Here is a 21068-nt window from a genome sequence, read left to right as displayed (position 1 = left end):
CTGTTTTATAAAGGATTGTAGATGAGGGTCTATCTTTGTACCTATAATCTTTAAATCCATTCCTCATGAAAAAGATATTATCCATACTCACAGCAACAGCAGCCATAGCGACCAACCTCGACATGCAGGCTCGCTCGCTGGTCGTGTACTTTTCTCACAGCGGGAACACCCGCATCGTGGCCGAAAAAATCCAAGAACTCACCCAGGCCGATATTTTCGAGATTGTTCCCGAGAATGAGTACCCGGCCGACTATCAAGCGGTCGTAGACCAGGCCCGCAACGAAATCAAAGCCGGAGCAAGACCGGCCCTACAAGAGTCGGACCTGGACCTGACGCCCTATGACACCCTCTTTGTCGGCTCTCCGTGCTGGTGGAGCACGATAGCCCCTCCCGTGGCCACATTCCTCACGACTCACGACTTCGCAGGGAAAACCATCGTACCCTTCATGACACACGAAGGGAGCCGCATGGGGCATAGCGAAAGCGACATCAGGGATTTGTGCCCCAAAGCCACGTTACTGCCCGGCTTGCCGATACGGGGGAGCGAAGCCGGCAAAGCCGATGCCGCCATCAAGAAATGGTTACAAACCCATGACCTCCTTAAAAAATAAAATCCCGTTATGTTACGAAAAATCCGAATCCTTGCAGCCCTCATCTGTTTCCTGCTCATCACGCTTCTGTTTCTCGACTTCACGGGCAGCCTGCATGCGTGGTTTGGGTGGCTGGCAAAAATACAGTTCCTGCCGGCTCTGCTGGCGATGAACGTCGTCATCGTCCTGGGGCTCGTCGTCCTGACATTGCTCTTCGGGAGGGCCTATTGTTCGGTTATCTGCCCGTTGGGCGTGTTCCAAGACATCGTGTCGGGGCTGCACAGCCGTCGGGGAAAGGGAAAATACCGCTTCTCACACTCACCCGCCCTGTCGTGGTTGAGATATGGCGTGTTGGCGATTTTCATTATTGCCCTTCTTGCCGGCATCTCATCATTCGTGGCGCTGCTTGCCCCATACAGTTCCTACGGACGCATCGCCCAGAATCTTTTCGCCCCCATCTACGGCTGGTGCAACAATGTCTTGGCATACTTTGCCGAACGTATCGACAGCTATGCTTTCTACACCACCGACGTGTGGCTGAGGAATCTGCCGACGTTCCTCATGGCGCTCGCCACCTTCATCATCATCGCCATACTGGCCTGGCGCAACGGCCGCACCTATTGCAACACCATCTGCCCCGTCGGCACGGTACTGGGCGTGCTGTCGCGTTTTGCCTGGCTGCGTCCGCGCATCGACACTTCGAAATGTAACCGGTGCGGATTGTGTGCCCGCAGTTGCAAAGCCGCCTGCATCGACGCCAAAGAACACCGCATCGATTACAGCCGTTGCGTCGACTGCATGGACTGCATCGAGGCATGCAGCAAAGGCGCCATCTACTATGGGCGGGCCAAGAAAGAGGTCGCGGCATCACCCGCAGCGGGCAGCGATGCGCCGACTTCGCGCCGACAGTTCCTCATAACGGCCGGCGTGCTGATGGCCGGTGCCGTGGAAGCCCAGGAAAAGAAAATCGACGGCGGCCTCGCTCCCATCATCGACAAGAAGATACCCTCACGGGCAACCCCTTTGGTGCCGCCGGGAGCCGGAAGTCTCCAAAACCTGCGGCAGCATTGCACCGCCTGCCAGCTCTGCGTGTCGGTGTGCCCCACACAGGTACTGCGTCCGTCGGGCGACCTGTCGACCTTCATGCAACCCGAGATGTCGTATGAACGCGGATATTGCCGTCCCGAATGCACGAAATGCTCGGAAGTGTGCCCCACCGGAGCCATACATCTGATAACCCGCGAAGAGAAATCGGCCACAAAAATCGGCCATGCCGTCGTGGTGCGAGAAAACTGCATTCCGCTCACCGACGGAGTCTCCTGCGGCAACTGTGCCCGCCACTGCCCCACCGGAGCCATACAGATGGTAAAAGAGACCGTCGAGGGGAAAGAGGTGGAACTGCCGGTCGTCAACACCGAAAAATGCATCGGTTGCGGAGCCTGCGAAAACCTGTGCCCGAGCCGGCCATTCAGCGCCATCTATGTCGAGGGAGTAGAACAACACCGTATCATCTAATGCCGCACCATCATGGACAAGAATCATAACGACAAAAAGGGAAACATCAACCGCCGCGACTTCCTCAAAATCATGGGAGCCGGTACCATCACCGCCACGGCGGCCCTCTACGGCTGTGGCAACGGAAACACCCCCGGGAAAGATTCCCTGCCCGAGGGCGGCATGACCTACCGACAGGACGGCCACGGCAACAACATCTCGCTGCTGGGGTACGGCTGCATGCGATGGCCCAGCCGCAAGAACGCCGAAGGGCGCAACGTGCTCGACCAGGAGACCATCAACCAGCTGGTCGACTATGCCATTGCCCACGGCGTGAACTACTTCGACACATCTCCCAGCTACTGCCGGGGAGAGTCGGAAAAGGCCACCGGCATCGCCCTGAGCCGCTACCCGCGCGACAAATATTTCATCGCCACCAAGTTGTCGAACTTCTCTCCCTCGACATGGAGCCGGGAAGCCTCAATGCAAATGTATCACAACTCCTTCAAGGAGCTGCAAGTCGACTACATCGACTATATGCTGCTGCACGGAGTGGGCATGGGCAATGACGGCATGAAAGAGTTTGAATCGCGCTATATCGACAACGGCATGCTCGAATTCCTGCTCGAAGAGCGCAAGGCCGGCCGTATCCGCAATCTCGGATTTTCCTATCACGGCGACATCAAGGTCTTTGACTACCTGCTCTCGCGACACGATTACTACCAATGGGATTTTGTGCAAATACAGCTCAACTATCTCGACTGGCACCACGCCAAAGAAATCAACCGTCGCAACACCAACGCCGAATATCTATACCAGGAACTCGAAAAGCGGCATATCCCCGCCATCATCATGGAACCGTTACTGGGCGGCCGCCTCTCAAAGGTACACGACCACATCGTGGCCCGCTTCAAGAAACGGGAACCCAACCGCAGCGTTGCTTCCTGGGCCTTCCGCTTCGCGGGGTCGTTCCCGGGCGTATTGACCGTATTGAGCGGCATGACCTACATGGACCACCTGCAAGACAACCTGAGCTCGTTCTCCCCCTTGCAACCGCTCTCGGAAGAAGAATTCAAGTTCCTCTACGACACGGCCAACCTCATGATGCAGTATCCCTCGATTCCCTGCAACGATTGCAAATATTGCATGCCTTGCCCCTACGGCATCGACATACCCGGCATCTTGCTGCACTACAACAAATGCGTGAACGAAGGATATATTCCCGAAAGCTCCCAAGCCGAGAATTACCGCGAAGCGCGGCGTGCGTTCCTCGTGGGTTACGACCGCAGTGTACCCCGCCTGCGCCAAGCCTCACACTGCATTGGCTGCCGGCAATGCGAGCCCGAATGTCCCCAAAATATCGCCATTGCGCAAGAAATGCAACGCATCGACCGCTTTGTCGAGAACTTAAAACAGGGAAATGTGTTTTAATAATCGTATGGAACAACTCATCGAACAACTGCATGAGGGCGGTTATTCCTGCGTCATCAGACAGGGCAACACGACCCGCACCTTCACACAACGGGGGGTGAACGACCTCTATATGCTCGTAAACGAAGCGCCCGGATTCCTGCATGGTGCCGTAATGGCCGACAAAGTGGTGGGGAAAGGTGCGGCGGCCCTCATGGCCATCGGCGGGATAAAGGAGCTCTATGCCGACGTCATCAGCGAGAGTGCTTATGAGATGCTCACGCGTGTCGGCATAAAAGTCGCTTATGGGCAGAAAGTCGCCTACATCATCAACCGCACCCACACCGACCGCTGTCCGCTCGAAAAGTTGTGCGCCGACGCAGGCACTCCGCAAGAATGCCTGCCGCTCATCGACACTTTTGTAAAAAACATGAATCTGCATACCCATGCGTAACCCGATTCTCGTGTGCCTGCTCATGCTGGTGAATCTCCCCACGGCCTCGTCGATGGTCGACACGCTTTCTCTCTCAAAGGGTGTCGACATCGACGAAGTAGTCATTACCGGCACCCGCAGCGAGACCGACAGCCGAAGGCTCCCGTCGACCGTGACGGTCATCGGCCGCGACATGATTGAGAACAGCCATGAATCGTCCCTGCTCCCCGTTCTCAACGCACATGTGCCGGGACTGTTCGCCACGAGCCGGGGTATCCTGGGTTATGGCGTATCGACCGGGGCAGCCGGAGGCATGAGCCTGCGCGGCATCGGCAACAGTCCGACATCGGGACTGCTGGTACTCATCGACGGGCACCCGCAATACATGGGGCTCATGGGGCACCCGATTGCCGACGCCTATCAATCGGTAATCGCCGAGAAAGTGGAGGTCGTGAGAGGGCCGGCTTCGATGCTCTATGGCTCAAACGCCATGGGCGGTGTCATCAACATCGTAACCCGGCAAGCAGACGAAGGTTCGCACACCCGACTCAGAGCGGGATACGGCTCATTCAACACCTTGACGAGCGAGGTGATCAACCAGACGAAAGCAAAAGATTTCGGCAGCACGGTCTCGGCTTTCTACAACCGCACCGACGGTCACCGCCGCGACATGGGTTTCGAACAGATGGGAGGCAGCGTCAAACTTTCATACACGCTGTCGTCGGCTTGGGAAACAGGCGCCGACCTGAACCTGACACATTTCAACGCCTCCAATCCCGGACCGGTATCGGCTCCGCGCATCGACAACGATTCGCACATCACCCGGGGAGTGACCTCGCTTTATGTCCAAAACCGTTACGAGAAAACCTCGGGTAGCGTGACGGCTTTTTACAACTGGGGCCGCCACCGTATCAACGACGGTTATGTGCAAGGCGGCACGCCGCTGGACTATCGGTTCAACTCCAAAGACCACATGGCCGGCCTATCGGCATACCAGAACGTCCGTCTCTTCGAGGGGAACCTTACCACCTTGGGCGTTGATTACCAACACTTCGGCGGCAAAGCGTGGAATCGCTTTCCGGCCACCGACTCCCGTCAAATGCTGGTTGACAAAAACATCGACGACATCGCCGGGTATGTCGACATGCGACAGGACATCACACAACGGCTCACGCTCGACGCCGGTGTGCGATTTGACCATAATTCCCATGTGGGGAACGAGTGGGTTCCCCAAGGCGGCATCTCGTTGCATCTACCACGCCACATCGAGATGAAAGCGGTGGTAGGCAAAGGATTCCGCAATCCCACGATAAGAGAAATGTATATGTTCCCGCCGCAAAATCCCGATTTGCAACCCGAGCGGGTGATCAACTACGAAATCGCCTTCTCGCAACACATTCCGCAGGAACGGCTTTCCTATGGCGTCAACCTCTTCTACCTCACCGGCAGCAACCTGATACAAACCGTGCGCGTACCCAACGGTACCCTCAACGTCAATACCGGGAATATCGAGAACATGGGAATCGAATGCGAAGTCCAGTGGCAAATCTCCCCGTCATGGAGAGCCTCGGCACAATACAGCTGGCTGCACATGGAACGACCGCTGCTGGCTTCGCCCGAGCATAAAGCCTGCGCAACGGTCGGTTACAGCGACGACCGCTGGTCGGTATCGAGCGATGTGCAATATGTGCACGGCCTCTACACGTCGCTCGACACACCGGAGCGTGAAAATTTCCTGTTGTGGAATCTGTGTGCCCGTTATCGGATATTCCGTTTTTTAACTATATTTGCCAAAGGGGAAAACCTGCTGGCACAAAAATATGAGATAAACGAAGGCTACCCCATGCCTCGGGCCACCTGCATGGGCGGGTTCGATATTCAATTTTAAAATCATATAACTATGCAAACATCAACTGTCAGACTCTATTCTCTCCCCTACGGCCAAGCCAAGACCTACGGCATCGCCCTGCTCTTCGTGGCCGGGAACATCATTCTGCCGCAACTCTTCCATCTGCTCCCGCAAGGAGGGCTCATCTGGTTGCCCATCTACTTCTTCACCCTGATAGCCGCCTATAAATACGGCTGGAAGGCCGGTCTGCTCACCGCCGTGCTTTCGCCAGTCATCAACAGCCTGCTCTTCGGCATGCCGGCCGCTGCGGCTCTGCCCGCCATACTGTTGAAATCGGCATGCCTCGCCATCGTCGCCGGACTCACGGCCGCCCGCTTCCACAAAGCCACCCTCCTGCTCCTTGCGGCGGTCGTGGTGGCTTACCAGGCCATCGGGTTCATCGGCGAATGGGCAATTACCGGCAGCGCCTACCTGGCCGCACAGGATTTGCGTATGGGCATTCCCGGCATGCTCCTGCAAGTTTTCGGCGGATACGCTTGTATTAACTATATAATTCGGAAATAATGAACACATTGTTGCTAATTGGAGGTATCGGTATGCAAGAAATTCTCGTTATCGCCCTCATCGTGCTGCTGCTCTTCGGCGGCAAAAAGATTCCCGAGCTGATGAAAGGCATCGGAAAAGGCGTCCGCAGTTTCAAGGACGGAGTAAACGGCATCGAGAAAGACCCCGATAACAACGACAACGCTCCTCAAAAACCGAAAGAGGACGACCAACCGAAATGAGCCACCCGACAACAGACACGCCACAAAGTTTCTGGGAACATCTCGATGACCTGAGGGCTTGCCTCATAAAGGTGGTTGTCGTTGTCATCGCACTGGGCATCACGGCATTTGTCTTCAAAGAGCCGTTGTTTGCCGTGATTCTCGGCCCGCAGAAGAATGACTTCATTACCTATCGGCTCCTCGACAAACTGGCCGGTTTGTGGGGCGAGACGACAAAGCCTTTCACGGTAGAGCTCATCAACACCGGTCTGGCCCGGCAGTTCACGGCACACATGACGGCCGCCATGTATGCCGCGGTGCTCTGCGCATCGCCCTACATACTCTACCAACTCTTCCGGTTCGTCTCCCCTGCGCTCTATGTCAACGAACGGAAGTATGTCGTGCGTGCCGTCACATACAGCTACCTGCTCTTCATGGCCGGAGTACTGCTCAGCTACTTCCTCATCTTCCCGCTCACGTTCAGGTTCCTCGGCACATACCAGGTAAGCCCCGATGTAGAAAACCTCATCAGCCTCCAATCTTACATGGAGACGATGATGACCATCACGCTGATGATGGGTGTCGTGTTTGAAATACCCATTCTCTGCTGGCTCTTCGCCCGACTGGGTATCCTCACGACCGAGTTCATGCAGAAATACCGGCGCCATGCCATCGTGGTGATACTGGTTGTTGCCGCCATCATCACCCCGACGAGCGATGTCTTCACGCTCTCCATCGTCGCGCTTCCCATCTACCTGCTCTATGAATGGAGCATCTTTATCGTCAAACACACAATCAAAACAGAACCCAAACAATGAAAAACATACTGATTTTCTCATCAAGCCCTCGACGGGGCGGAAACTCCGACACCCTGTGTGACCGCTTCATGGCCGGAAGCCTCGACAAAGGGCACCATGTCGAGAAAATTTTTCTCGCCGACAAACACATCAACTACTGCACCGGGTGCAGCGTATGCAGCCTCTATGGGAAACCCTGCCCGCAAAAAGACGACGTTGCAGAGCTCGTCGAGAAGATGATTCAGGCCGATGTCATCGTGCTGGCGACGCCGGTCTACTTCTACACGATGAGCGGGCAGATGAAGACATTCATCGACCGTTGCTGCGCCCGCTACACCGAAATCAGCAACAAGGAATTTTATTTCATCGCCACGGCGGCCGAGGGAGAAAAGCAACTCTTGGAACGCACGTTCGACAGCCTGCGCGGCTTCACCGACTGCCTCGAAGGAGCCGTCGAGAAAGGGTGCCTCTACGGTTGCGGCGTTTGGAAAATGAGCGACATCGACGGGACACCCCTCCTCGACGAAGCCTACCGCATGGGTGCCAACGTGTAAGATGACCACAAGTGTTTTCGGAAAGGAGATTTTCCTTGCCTCTCAAATGCCGACAAGTACAGCTACTCATTTTTCCACAGCACTTCGACAGGGAACGGCACCGTATCGGGCACCACAACAGGCAGGACACAAGAGACCTACACCTCGGCATTGAGCGTAAACATCGACTCGCTCTACTATTTCTCGGTAACGGCCCTACCTGCCGAGAATGCCCCCTATATCAACTCTTCCACAACCACGGTGCGGGTAATCGTCGGCAACGAATAAGGAAACACCCGCTTATCTCCTATCACACCACGGGGGATTGTCTTGCAGGACAATCCCCCGTGGTGTTTATTTCCCCCTCCCTTATTCATCAAACCCATATCCTGTTCTGAGCGTGGAATCTTTCCCCGACAGCAAGTATAAATTTCGTTTTCGCGGCCAACAGACTTTTCCAAAAAGCGTCATATAGGACATTCTTGCCTACAAATAGGCGTATAGACTCACACCGGCCGAGACTACCTTTGCCGTATCATTTTATAGAACCATCACACAATGAAAGCATCACCCACACTACTGTTACTCATCGGCTTGCTGCCTTTTACGGGCTGCCAAGCTCCCCAACAGGACACACAACTGAAAAGAAGCGTAGAATTGACCACGCCAACTCCGCTTCTGCCCTACTCGCTCAAATCCTTCACAGGCATCGTAGAAGAAGCCCAGGAGATAAACCTGGGGTTCAAAACGGCAGGACAAATCGAACGTATCGTTGTCAAAGAAGGTGACCGCGTGGAAAAAGGCCAACTGTTGGCCTGTCTCGACGACTCCGACTACACCCTGGGCATCAAAGCCTTGGAGATACAGCACGAACAATTAAGCCATGAAGTGGCCCGGCTCGAACAACTTTATGAAAACAACAGCTTGGCCGGGAACGATTACGAGAAAGCCAAAGCCGGTCTCGAACAAGTCGGCGTGCAATTACAAATCAACCGCAACAAATGCAATTACACCCGACTCCATGCCCCGGTCGGCGGATATGTGCAGAGCATCAACTTTGAAGAGGCCGAAATGGTCGATGCCGGAACCCCTTTCATCACGCTGCTCGACACCCACCGGCTCGATGTGACATTGGACATTCCGGCATCGCTCTATGCACAACGCAAACTCATCGAGCGCATTTCATGCCGGCAACTCCATGCCTCGGGAGAAGAGTTGCCCTTGAAATTGGTCGGCATCACGCCCAAAGCCGACGGCAACCAACTCTATAAAATGAGACTGACCTTCGAAACCCTTCCCGCCGAAGAAATAACACCGGGATTGAACGTCGAGGTCATTATCCGGCTCAGTAATCCCGACGCAGCAGGGACCCATACATTGCCTCTGCACGCCTTGTTTTACAACAACGGCGAAACCTGCGTGTGGGTCATCAATGACGACTCTACCGTGTCGCGCCGCAGCCTTGTCGTCGACGGCACCGATGAGACAGGCAGGGCTATCGTCGTCAAAGGTCTCGACGGGGACGAACGCATCGTGAATGCCGGCGTCAATACGTTGCAAGAACACGACAAAGTGCGTATTCTCGAACACAATTCTCAAACCAACGTAGGAGGGGTACTGTAATGAAAATAACCGAATTTTTTATCAAACGGCCCACCCTCTTCTGGTCGCTCATGGCGGGTATTTTGTTGGCGGGTGTTTTGGCATTCATGGCAATGCCCAAACTCGAAGACCCTGCCGTTGCCACCAAACAGGCCATGGTCGTGATACCTTGGCCCGGAGCAAATGCGCATGAGGTAGAGTTGAACGCGGCCCAGGTCATGGAAGACGAATTGCGCGCCCTGCCCAATGTGCATAAGATAAAGAGCGAATGCCAAAACGGCGCAGCCATAATTACCGTCGAATTCAAGATGACCGTACTGCTCGATGAACTCGAACAACACTTCGACCTGCTGCGACGCAAGGTGAACGATGCCAAGGCAATGCTCCCGGCCGGTTGCTACGACCCGGTCGTCATCGACGACATGATGGACGTGTATGGCATCTTCTACGCCCTGACTGCCGACGGATATGAATATCCCGAGATGTACAAATACGCCAAATTCATCAGACGAGAACTCCTGGGTGTAAACGGGGTAAAACGGGTCATCATCGCCGGGAACCGCGAAGAAACCATCAACTTGACTTTTTCCAAAGAGACCCTCGCCCGCAACGGTCTTATCCCCACACAAGTCATGATGGCCTTGCAAAATGCCGGCAAACCCATCGATGCCGGCAGCTATCAACAGGAAGGCGACCGCATTCCGCTACGCATCGACGGTGCCATCTCGAACGAAGACGACATACGCGACCTCCTCATCACGACGGCCGATGGGAAACAGTTGCGTCTGGGCGACCTGGCAACGGTCGAACGCACCTATGCCGAGCCCCAACGCAACGGATTCTTTGTCGACGGGAGACCGGCCATCGCCATCTGCATCGCCCTCGAAAACGATGCCATCGTCCCCGATGTAGGCAAAGCCGTCGATGCCCGACTGGCCGAAGTGATGCAACAGGTACCTGTGGGCATGGAGACCGAAAAGATATTTTTCCAGCCCGACCTGGTAGATGCCGCCATCGGCTCATTCATGCTCAATCTGTTGGAGTCGGTGCTCATTGTCATCTTGGTACTTGTCTTCACCATGGGATTCCGCAGCGGCCTCATCATCGGCGTGGGGCTCGTCCTCACCATCGCCGTCTCCTTCCCCATACTACTGGCATGCGGCACCACGCTGCAACGCATTTCGCTGGGAGCCTTCATCGTAGCCATGGGTATGCTCGTCGACAACGCCATCGTCATCATGGACGGCATTCTCATCGACAAGAAACGCGGTTTCGGCCCTAAGACCTACCTCTATCGCATCGGGCAGAACACCGCCCTACCGCTATTGGGAGCCACGATTATCGCCGCCGCCACGTTTATCTGCATCTACCTCTCACCCGACTCGGCCGGCGAATATGCCAAAGACCTGTTCCTCGTACTTTGCGTGAGTCTCTTGGCCAGTTGGGTATTGGCCCTCATACAAGTACCCATGTGTGCCAAATCGTGGCTTTCCCCTCGGGAGAAAGCCCCAAGCAAAGAGGGTTGCCTGAACTCTCCCGTCCACCGTTTTGTGCGTCATAGCATCGCCACCCTCATCGAGTACAAAAAAACAACCATCGCAACAGCGGTGTGCGTATTGCTGCTTTCGGCCTACGGCATGACAAAGGTGAAAAACCTGTTTTTCCCCGATTTCGACTACGACCAGTTTGTCATCGAATACTTCTTGCCGGCGCAAAGCAGCCCCGATGACGTAAAAGAAGACCTTCTCGAAATAAGCCGCACACTCAAAACCAAAGAGGGTATCGTGCGGGTATCGGCCAGCATGGGCAGCGCCCCGGCGCACTACTGTCTCGTAAGACCCATGACCTCGGGCGGAGACTGTTACGGCGAACTGATTGTCGATTGCGAAGACTACGACGTCGTCGTCGAATCGATACCTGTCATTCTCGACGAACTGCGCAGCCTATATCCCGATGCCTATATCCGGGCACGCAAATACAACTTCTCGATTTCGACCTCCCACACGGTAGAGGTGGAATTTGCCGGTCCCGACCCGGCCGTGCTGCGCGACCTGAGCCGCCAGGCCGAGGAAATCATGCGGCACAGCCCCTATATCGACCCCTACTCGGTCGAGAACAACTGGAAAGCCAAAGGCAAGACGTTGGTGGCCGAGTATGTGCAACAAGACGCCTTGCGCGCGGGCATCAGCCGGAGCGACATCGGAAATGCCCTGTTGGCCGCCACCGACGGTCTGCCGGTGGGTGTCATCTACGAACAAGACCGCATACTGCCCGTTCGCCTGCTGGTACGCAATGACGACGGGAGCCGCATTTCGTCCTTGGGCGACATTCCCGTATGGAGCATGATGAATGTGCGCATTGACGAAAATGAGGTGATGAATGCACTCACCGGGGGAACCGGACTCAACGAATTGCACGACAACATGGTGCGCAGCACCCCGCTCAGCAACGTCGCCCCCGACATGCGTCTCGATTGGGAAGAGAGTTGTGTGATGCGCCTCAACGGCAAACGGGTCATCGAAGCTCAGTGCGACCCCAACTATGCACTCTTCGACGCAACCCCGGCCAAAGCCGTGTCAAGCATCAAGGACGAGATAGAGGCTATTTCCCTCCCCGACGGATATGAAATGCGTTGGGTGGGAGAAGGTGAATTGCAACACGATGCGATATTGAATTTGTTGAAATACGTTCCTATCACCATATTCCTTATCTTGGGCATCTTATTGCTGCTCTTCAACAGTTGGAAAAAAGTAGGGCTCATTCTTCTCTGCCTGCCGTTTGTCCTGTGTGGAATCGTTCCCTCGCTCTATTTCCTGCGCCAGCCCTTCACGTTCATGGCCATCATCGGCATGATGGGTCTCATGGGTATGATGGTAAAAAATGCCATCGTGCTCGTCGATGAAATCAACCGGCTCATCACCGAGGAACACCAGCACCCCTATCATGCCGTAGTAGAAGCCACTGTGTCCCGCGTTCGCCCCGTACTCATGGCCTCGCTCACCACCATCGTGGGCATGATACCCCTCATCGGTGACCCCATGTACGGCTCGATGGCCATCACCATCATGGGCGGTCTCACGGTGGGAACCATCATCACCCTTATCCTCCTCCCGCTCTTTTACACGGCATTGTTCCACATCAAAAAACCTTGTGCATGAAAACCTCTATTTCCATAATCCGCTTCCAAAACCGATTGGCCAAAAGATGGCTGCTGGCCATCGCGACCACGGCTCTGCCTCTTGCGACAAACAGCCAGACGCCGCTCTCACTCAGCCTGTCCGAATGCCGGGAAATGGCCCTGACGCATAACGAAGAGCTGCAAAAGGCCGATAACAACCTGCGCAAGGCCGAGCTCGACAAAGCCATCGCCCTCACCTCTTACCTACCGTCTATCGACGGAAGCGCCGTGGGAGCCTACATCGTCGAAGACATCGACATCATGGGCATGAAAATGCAGATGAAAGGCACTTACATGGCGGGACTCTCCCTCACACAACCCCTCTATGCCGGCGGCAAAATCATCGCCGGCAACAAACTGGCCCGCATCGGAGCCGAATGTGCCGACGAAACCCGGCGCAAGACCCGCATGCAAGTCATTGCCGATGCCGACAATGCCTACTGGACCTTCCTGGCCACCACACGCAAGATTGCCATGCTCGAAAGCTATTGCCGGCAAATCGACACGCTCTACCGCACAACCGAAGTGAGCGTGCAAGCACAGATGGCCACACCCAACGATTTGTTACGCATCAAGGCCAAACGCAGCGAAATCAACTATCAGTTGCAAAAAGCCCGCAACGGTGTCAATCTTTGTCGATTGGCCCTGTGCCATATTATCGGAGCTGACCTTGAAACCCCGATAACGGCCATCGACACGGTTATCGCCATCACACCACCCCTTGGCCTCGATGCCGACATTTCACAACGTCCCGAGTTGATACTGCTGCAAAAACAGGTCGAAGCTCAACAGCAACAGATAAAAATGACCCGCGCCGAGATGCTTCCCACGGCGGGACTCAGCATTGGATACACCTATTACGGGAATATCAAATTGCAAGGAATAACCACCGACCCCACGGGAAACCCCATTCCTTACACGCAGAAATTCGAAGACGGATTTACCGTTGGCATGGTATCGGTATCGATTCCCATTTTACACTGGGGAGCCAACTTCAAAAAAATAAAACAATCGAGGCTCCAACTGCGCAACGCCGAACTCGACTTGTCGCAAAACCGGCGGCTGCTCTCCATCGAAGCGCAACAGGCCCGACAAAACCTCTCCGAAGGTTATGCCATGATAGAGACCGCCGACCTGGGGTGCCAACAAGCCCGCGAGAACCTGCGTGTCATGCAAGACCGGTATCGCCAGCACATGTCGAGCCTCACCGACTTGCTCGACGCCCAATCGCAATGGCAACAAGCCGAGAGCAACCTCATCGAAGCCCAAACGCAATACAAAATCTACGAAACCGAATTCCGCCGCACCACCGGGCGATTGGAATAAATACCAGCCAAAGAGGCGGCCGATGCCGCCTCTTTGGCTTTAATCCCCCCTACCCGTTTCCCGCCCAACCACACGCGTTTCTTCACGATTTCGCATTACGGGGAAGACAGAAACAGACCGACATCGATAGTCTAAATCGCGCTCTCACAAGGAGAAACAACGGCAGACGGCCACGAATCGCCCTCCTTATCCATTCCTGATGGGATTTTTCATTGAATTTCTCAATCAATATTCATAACTTGCAGCCTCAAAAAAACGCATTCGCGCCGACATCGGAAACCGCGACACACGCTCCGCCCCGAAGCCGGCACTTATAAAAATCATTCAACGGAAAAACATGAAAACCAAACTTTTGAGTACGCTGCTACTTGCGAGCCTCTACTTGGCAAGTTGCCAAAGTTCCGACGAACAGACCCATATCTCATCGGTATTCGTTCCCGCACAACCATCATACGCCGACAGCACCATGTGGCACATCGCCTTGAACGACACCGGCACAGGAGCCGACGTGTTCTACATCGTCTCGACATGGGAATATGACTGGTACACCAACGAAGGCATCGTATCGCACCATGCCGACCCGTCGAAACCCGAACACCGCGCCGACATGGACATCGAGATAAGCCAAGTCGCCCAATACATGGCCGACGGCAACAACTTCTACGCCCCGTTCTACCGGCACATCACGCTCGACTCGTGGGCCACGCTCAACGAAGACACGATAAACCGCCGTTACCGCGACGTGGCATTTGTCGACGTGCAGAACGCCTTCGACTATTACCTGACACACTACAACAACGGCCGGCCGTTTATTCTCGCGGGATTCAGCCAAGGAGGCAAGTCGGTGGTCGAACTGCTGAAAACCCTGTCCGAAGAGACCCGCACCCGGCTGGTCGCCGCCTATGTGCTCGGCTATAAAGTCACCCCCGACGACGTAGCACAGGCCCCGTGGATTATCGCCGCCCAAGACTCGACCGACACGGGTGTCACCATCTGCTACAATTCCGTCTCCGACGTGAAATATGTAAAACCGGTGACAAGCGTGCCCAATGTCATGTGCATCAACCCGGTCAACTGGCGCACCGATGCCACGCCGGCACAGCTCCACGACAGCATCACGGTAACCCTATCGCCCGAATACAAGGTGCTCGTGCTCGACGGATACGACGGCAGCAGCCTGCCCAACATTCTCGACATACTCAACGTAGGCGACTACCACGGCATAGAACCCTGGCTATACAGCGAATGCCTCCACCGCAACTTCAAACAGCGCATCGACGCCTACCGCGAAAATAGAGGAAATTAGTGCGAAGAATTTTCCGTGAAAATAATAGGATAAAACGCAGAATAAAGCGAATTTGAGCATTCTCACTGACGGTCAGAGAGTTTGGCTTCGGGTGGCACGGAATGACATAAGGGCGGAAAAACGGATTTGGGCGGATTGCAGCAACAGATGCATTTCCAAACCATTACCCGACACCGGATGCACATTTAACGCCAACAGACTCTATTTCTGTGTTCTGCGTAGGTTTACATTCTGCCTTTACAACTCCCATAAACTAATTTTGCACCAAACAAAAAGAATGATTATGCGGAGCACTTTCAAGACGGTCTTCTATGTAAACGGAAGCAAGGAAAAGAACGGAATTGTCCCCATCATGGGACGGGTTACAATCAACGGGACTATCGCACAGTTCAGTTGCAAACAGCGCATTTCCAAGGGACTTTGGGATGCCAAAGGCAACAGGGCGAAAGGCAAGAGCCGTGAGGCGGTGGCGGTGAACTATGCGCTTGACAACATCAAGGCGCAGATAACGAAGCACTACCAGCGGCTTTCCGACCGTGAGGCGTTTGTCACGGCTGAAATGGTACGCAACGCCTACCAGGGTATCGGCACGGAGTATGAAACATTGTTACGAGCCTTTGACAAGGAGAACGAGGCGTTTGCCAAACGGGTGGGCAAAGACCGCTCCAAACGTACGTACCAAAAGTATCTGACCGTCCGCAAATACGTGGCGGAATTTATAAAGAAGCAATACAAACGGACGGACATGGCGATGAACGAATTGACGGAGGATTTCATCCGTGACTACTGCCTGTACCTGCGAAAGAGGTCGGGCTGGCGCAATCGTCCGTGTGGATATACTCCATACCGTTGAAACACATCGTCACCACGGCGCACTACAATGGCAAGATACCGAGAAACCCGTTTGCGATGTACCACGTTGACCCCGACCACAAGGAACGAGGCTTTCTCACGGAAGATGAAATTCAGGCGTTGAGTACAATCAGTCTGGACAATCCCAACTTCGCATTGGCGAGGGATTTGTTCCTTTTCGGGTGCTGGACGGGCATTTCGTTCACTGACATCAAGAATCTGACCACCGACAACATCGTTGAGATGAATGGCGCATCATGGATTGTGTCGAAACGCCAAAAGACGGGCGTACCGTTCCAAATCAAGCTGATGGACATCCCCATGCAGATTATCAGGCGTTACGAACCGTTCAGGACTGACAAGCGGCTTTTCAATGTCGGCTCACTTGACACGGTGAACAAACGCATCAAGGCTGTGGCGAAGAGATGCGGGATAGAGAAGCCGATTTCATTCCACTCCTATCGTAGAACATTCGCTACGCTGCAAGCGGCTGCCGGAACAGACATCCGTACCATACAAAGCATGATGGCTCACAAGAGTATAACCACAACCCAAAGGTACATGAAAGTAGTGGATAGCAACAAGCGTGAAGCCAGCAAGAAAATCACCCTGATGCGGAAAGACTGACAGGCATTTTGACCACCTGTTTTAGCGGATATAGTTTGATTTTGAGCGAAAAATCGGACTATATCCGTAATTTTTGTGTAAAATAGGACGATTATAACTCATTATTTATCAGTATCTGGAATAACGCACATAACTTTGGCGTACAGTAATTCCAAATAGTGATAGAAGATGACAAATACAGAACAAATCCGAACTAAGAAAATAAGTTTTATCCTTGCGCTATCCGTCATCATTTTTGCGGCCATAGCCACTTATTTTACCCTTTGCCATGACATCAACATCATGCGCATAACAACTCCTGTAATTCTCGGACTGGCGATGTCCATCATATTGTGTGGAGTCCTGCAGAAATTTTTCTATAATTGGCTGACGAAAAATCACATCCACTTCTCTTTTGGCGAACAATCCTCCCCTGTTATAGAATCAGAGAGCACCACAGAGCCTGTTTGTATTGCCGAAACACCGCCTACCGAACAACCGGCAGATTCTTCTGAACAGGAGTATTCTCCATCCCCACAGTCAAATCAAGAACCTGTCGTCCCTGATTGTTCCAATGAATCTCATTTGGAAAAGTATGATTCCATTCTGGAAGAACTCAAAGAGAAAGAACTGAAAAGACAAGTAAAGGTTATGGATGCGATTCGGGAATATGTAACCATCAAGACTGCCCCCTATCTCTCCAAAGAGGCTATAGCGACTCTCATTTCCAACATTGAGTACATGGCTTGTGATCAGCCGGAACTCTATAAACCGATTCGTTCCAATATTGACAATCCGCTACGGTCACCGGGACTTCGTCATCTGGCATGGAATGTAGGTGAACGATTGAGAGTACCATTGGCGAAAAGAGCCGTCTTTATCAAAGCATCATTTCCATACGAACTTGAAAGCGCGAGTCATGAATATCTCAGACTTAATTTGCGGGATCAGGTAGCAAGTCAGATTCCAATTGATGTACCTGAAAAGGGAGACTATCGCTTCCATTTGGAAACAGATAACGATGAGTCGTAACAAAAAACGTATGCAGATGAAATAATTAATCCGGTCTGTATTGTTCTGCAAAGCTTCATTGGGTTGGTTCGCAGCATGTTAAACGATTAAAAAGTTATAATATGAAAACAGACCAACTTACATTCAATGACTTGCCGGCAGTAGTCGGTGAACTTTGCGACCGGATAGCAAGCATGGAAAATCTGCTGACAGAAAAACTGTCCAAGCAGCATGAAGCCAAAGAAAACACGCACGTCCCCATGACCGTGCAGGAAGCTTGCGCCTATCTCAAAATGCCGTTATCGACCTTTTATTACAAGGTCAAAAAAGATGATATTCCAGTCATCAAGCAAGGGAAACATCTATACATTTACCGGGATGAACTGGACAAATGGCTGGAATCCTCCCGAAAGAATCCGGCTCCGCAAACTTTTGAGGAAGAGAACGAAGCCATGCTCGCTTCCCATCGCCGTAAACCTAACCTTAAAAACTGGTAATGATGGAGAAGACGGACGAAACGATACCTTCACGTGAGGAACTGGCAGTTTTTATAGAGGAAGCAGCCGTGAGCGTCACGAATAGCTATGAAGAGGCTCCGGCGGTGTTGATGGTGGATGATGCTGTTATAGGCACATTGGGGAATTTCAGCGCTTCCATCGGGAAAGCCAAAAGCAAGAAGACTTTCAACGTTTCGGCCATTGCCGCATCAGCATTGAGTGGCCGCACTGTTCTTCGTTACCGTTCCATGTTCCCCGAGAACAAGAGGAAGATTCTGTATATTGACACGGAGCAGGGACGCCATCATTGTCAACAGGTACTGAAGCGCATCCTGCGTTTGGCGGAAATGCCGGATGACAAGGTGCCGGAAAATCTGGTCATGTTGTCTCTGCGCAAGTTTGCACCAAGAGTGCGCCTGTTGATAGTCGAAGAAGCTATCGGCACCACACCTGATTTGGGTCTGGTCATTATAGATGGCATCCGTGATTTCCTTTACGACATCAATTCATCCAGTGAATCTACCGAAGTTATCTCGAAATTCATGCAGTGGACGGACGACAAACAAATTCATATCCATACTGTCCTGCATCAGAACAAGAATGATGAACATGCGCGTGGTCACATCGGCACGGAACTCAACAACAAGGCGGAAACCATACTGCAGGTAGAAGTGGACAAAGATGACAAAGCCATAAGCGTGGTCGAGGCCGTTCACATCCGGGACCGGGACTTTGAACCTTTCGCTTTCCGCATAAACGAAGACGTCCTGCCCGAACTGGTAGAACCATATCTGTCCAAAGAGAAGAAGAGCGGGCGACCAACCAAAGAACCGTTCGATCCGCAGAGGGAGATTCCTGAGCCTGTACATCGTGCTGCAGTGGCTGCCGCTTTTGCCAATGGCAATATCGGCAGCTATGATGACTACCTGGAACGTCTGAAGGAAGCTTACGTATTGCATAATGTAAAGCTCGGCTACAACAAGGCGGTCAAAGTAGCCACCTTTCTTGGCAACAAGCAGATGGTCATAAAGGAGGGGAAAAATTATATTCTCAATCCAGAATACCATTACTGAGTACAACTTTACTTTATTGCAGGGGCGTATATATTAGAATAAAGCAAAGTCGGCAGGAAATCATCATGTGGATACTCATTTTCTCCCCTCTTTTAGTGGATAATATTATCCTGCATTTCCTTGTCCAAGTGCCAATTCATTATACGCATCCGATATGGCTTGCGGGGAAGGATAAACAGGTAACTGTTTCGAGATATGCCAAGGTATAACCTCACTGCGTTACGGTTGTACATTGGCGCTCTTGACTGCTCAGTTCCTTCGCCAGTACGGTACTCGCAAGCTCGCACCTTTTCAACCATTATAACAACGATTCAAATGAAAGAAGATATTGTCAATACACCAGCTTCCCCGAAAGAAACAAGAAGCGTCTTTGTCGGGGCAAAAGTCACTCCCAGCCAGAGAGACCATATAAAATCACTGGCCGAACAATGCGGCATGACCGTAAGCGACTACATATTGTCATGTGCGTATAACTTCAAGCCCAAAGCGAGGCTCACGAAAGAAGAGGCGGCACTGCTTCAGAATCTGGACAATTGTCGGTCTGATCTCGTAAAATATACCTCCGCACTTCACGGAATGTCCACAAAGCAGCGGATGGTAATGTTCAATCAGATTCCGTTCATGGTCGGCTGGCTCGGAGAACTTTCCAATGTTGCCGAAGGCGTCTGCCAATTCCTGGAAGCCGTAAAGGAGAAAAACAGAATTCCGTCCAACCCTCAATCAGAAGAAAAATGATTGCAAAAGCCAAAGCCATATCTTACGGTATTAATGACCTTCGTTATATTACTGGCGAATCAAAGCACAAGAAGCATCCGGAAAAAATATATCGGGTATTTGACAATCTGTTGCCCCCGGATCTGGACGCTATGGGAATATGGAACTCCATGCAGTTGACCCTTTCCCAGCATCGGCCGATCAAGAATTCCATAATCAGAATAGAGTTGAGTCCATCGCCTGAGCATACCAGTTTCTATGACATTGAGGACTGGCAAAAGCTCTGGCACGAGTTCGCCGAAGAGTTCGACAAACAAACGATTACCGGCAAGGACGGGAAAGTCCGTTCCAGCCCGACCAATCTGGCAAACAGCAAATACACGGTTTACCTGCACATGGAATCCAAAGGGAAAGTTCCCCATCTACACGCCGCAATTTGCCGCTTTGATGAAAACGGAAACATCAACAATGACCATAACATTCATCTTCGGGCACAACGTGCAGCCGAACGAGTTGCAGTGAAACGTGGCTGGAAGACTGCGGAAGAAATCCGAAGTCGCAACATTCCGGAAGTAAGCAGAGAGTGTATGGAGGTATTGAGAACCATGCCATCGTGGTCATGGGAAGAATACAAGAAGGCACTTGCCCGGAGAGGCTATTCCGTATATGAACGGAAAGATAAGAAAGATATTCTCCGTGGATATGCGATCCTCAAAGGAAATGCCAAATACAAGGCTTCCGAATTGGGAGTGGCCCGTAACCTGATGATTTCCAAACTTCCCCGAACCTGGCAAAAACTCCACTATCGGGAGAGGCTTGCCGCTCAGGTCAATACTTCTCAAATCCATCGGCCGGAACCTGTTAAAAGATCGACAGCCGATATGGACTATACTTACTATCGTTCCGGATCGGTGTCCTATACGCTTTCTTCCCATAGCGGAACGGAACAGCGTTTCTATATCCCGGAGCGGGTACTTGACTATTTCAATGAAGAGTTCGACTACCGGGAGGTTGCCAACAGCAGCGAGCTGAC

Annotated in this window: 18 protein-coding genes and 1 pseudogene; all 19 read left to right on the top strand. The window is 52.8% G+C overall.

From position 1 onward, the window contains the following. Positions 1-65 precede the first annotated feature (65 nt). Positions 66-611 carry a flavodoxin gene (locus IAD09_07590; protein ID HIT82081.1) on the top strand — a complete coding sequence of 182 codons (546 nt, stop codon included), beginning with the start codon at positions 66-68 and terminating at the stop codon, positions 609-611. Between the two features lie 9 nt (positions 612-620). Continuing rightward, complete coding sequence (locus tag IAD09_07585; protein ID HIT82080.1) at positions 621-2105, top strand: 4Fe-4S binding protein; 1485 nt, start codon at positions 621-623, stop codon at positions 2103-2105. A 12-nt stretch (positions 2106-2117) separates the two neighbouring features. Then, positions 2118-3515 (top strand): aldo/keto reductase, encoded by a 1398-nt coding sequence (locus IAD09_07580; protein ID HIT82079.1) that lies wholly within the window; start codon positions 2118-2120, stop codon positions 3513-3515. 7 nt (positions 3516-3522) lie between these two features. Beyond that, positions 3523-3948, top strand: coding sequence for a DUF1893 domain-containing protein (locus IAD09_07575; GenBank protein ID HIT82078.1), 426 nt, complete (start codon positions 3523-3525; stop codon positions 3946-3948). Next, positions 3941-5815, top strand: a complete 1875-nt coding sequence (locus IAD09_07570) for a TonB-dependent receptor (protein ID HIT82077.1) — start codon at positions 3941-3943, stop codon at positions 5813-5815. The genes IAD09_07575 and IAD09_07570 overlap by 8 nt, the downstream gene beginning before the upstream one ends. Before the next feature lie 12 nt (positions 5816-5827). Continuing rightward, the gene (locus tag IAD09_07565; protein HIT82076.1) at positions 5828-6340 is read left to right on the top strand and encodes an ECF transporter S component; all 513 of its coding nucleotides are present in this window, start codon (positions 5828-5830) and stop codon (positions 6338-6340) included. After that, positions 6340-6561, top strand: coding sequence for a twin-arginine translocase TatA/TatE family subunit (locus IAD09_07560; protein HIT82075.1), 222 nt, complete (start codon positions 6340-6342; stop codon positions 6559-6561). The genes IAD09_07565 and IAD09_07560 overlap by 1 nt, the downstream gene beginning before the upstream one ends. Continuing rightward, entirely contained in the window at positions 6558-7358 is an 801-nt protein-coding gene (gene tatC / locus IAD09_07555; GenBank protein HIT82074.1) for a twin-arginine translocase subunit TatC, read from the top strand. Before IAD09_07560 ends, tatC begins: the two co-directional genes overlap by 4 nt. Beyond that, on the top strand, positions 7355-7891 hold the full coding sequence (locus IAD09_07550; GenBank protein ID HIT82073.1) for a flavodoxin family protein: 537 nt from the start codon (positions 7355-7357) through the stop codon (positions 7889-7891). The genes tatC and IAD09_07550 overlap by 4 nt, the downstream gene beginning before the upstream one ends. 537 nt (positions 7892-8428) lie before the next feature. Beyond that, positions 8429-9493, top strand: coding sequence for an efflux RND transporter periplasmic adaptor subunit (locus IAD09_07545; protein ID HIT82072.1), 1065 nt, complete (start codon positions 8429-8431; stop codon positions 9491-9493). Beyond that, positions 9493-12630 (top strand): efflux RND transporter permease subunit, encoded by a 3138-nt coding sequence (locus IAD09_07540; protein ID HIT82071.1) that lies wholly within the window; start codon positions 9493-9495, stop codon positions 12628-12630. Before IAD09_07545 ends, IAD09_07540 begins: the two co-directional genes overlap by 1 nt. Continuing rightward, entirely contained in the window at positions 12627-13976 is a 1350-nt protein-coding gene (locus tag IAD09_07535; protein ID HIT82070.1) for a TolC family protein, read from the top strand. Before IAD09_07540 ends, IAD09_07535 begins: the two co-directional genes overlap by 4 nt. Positions 13977-14313: 337 nt before the next feature. After that, positions 14314-15282, top strand: a complete 969-nt coding sequence (locus IAD09_07530; protein HIT82069.1) for a DUF3089 domain-containing protein — start codon at positions 14314-14316, stop codon at positions 15280-15282. 283 nt (positions 15283-15565) lie between these two features. Further along, a pseudogene (locus IAD09_07525) lies at positions 15566-16761 on the top strand (site-specific integrase). A 168-nt stretch (positions 16762-16929) separates the two neighbouring features. Beyond that, on the top strand, positions 16930-17772 hold the full coding sequence (locus tag IAD09_07520; GenBank protein ID HIT82068.1) for a hypothetical protein: 843 nt from the start codon (positions 16930-16932) through the stop codon (positions 17770-17772). Positions 17773-17873: 101 nt separating this feature from the next. After that, positions 17874-18248: a helix-turn-helix domain-containing protein gene (locus tag IAD09_07515; GenBank protein ID HIT82067.1), complete on the top strand. Its 375-nt coding sequence runs from the start codon at positions 17874-17876 to the stop codon at positions 18246-18248. 2 nt (positions 18249-18250) lie between these two features. Next, positions 18251-19321 (top strand): AAA family ATPase, encoded by a 1071-nt coding sequence (locus tag IAD09_07510; protein HIT82066.1) that lies wholly within the window; start codon positions 18251-18253, stop codon positions 19319-19321. A 315-nt stretch (positions 19322-19636) separates the two neighbouring features. Beyond that, positions 19637-20056: a metalloproteinase gene (locus IAD09_07505; protein ID HIT82065.1), complete on the top strand. Its 420-nt coding sequence runs from the start codon at positions 19637-19639 to the stop codon at positions 20054-20056. Further along, positions 20053-21068: relaxase (locus tag IAD09_07500; protein HIT82064.1), on the top strand; the 1016-nt coding region annotated here is incomplete at its 3' end. The genes IAD09_07505 and IAD09_07500, both read left to right, overlap by 4 nt.

The organism is Candidatus Caccoplasma merdavium (assembly GCA_018715595.1).
GTDB lineage: Bacteria > Bacteroidota > Bacteroidia > Bacteroidales > UBA11471 > Caccoplasma > Caccoplasma merdavium.
The sequence above is the reverse complement of the archived record's forward strand: the minus strand, read 5'-3'. Positions and strand labels throughout refer to the sequence as shown.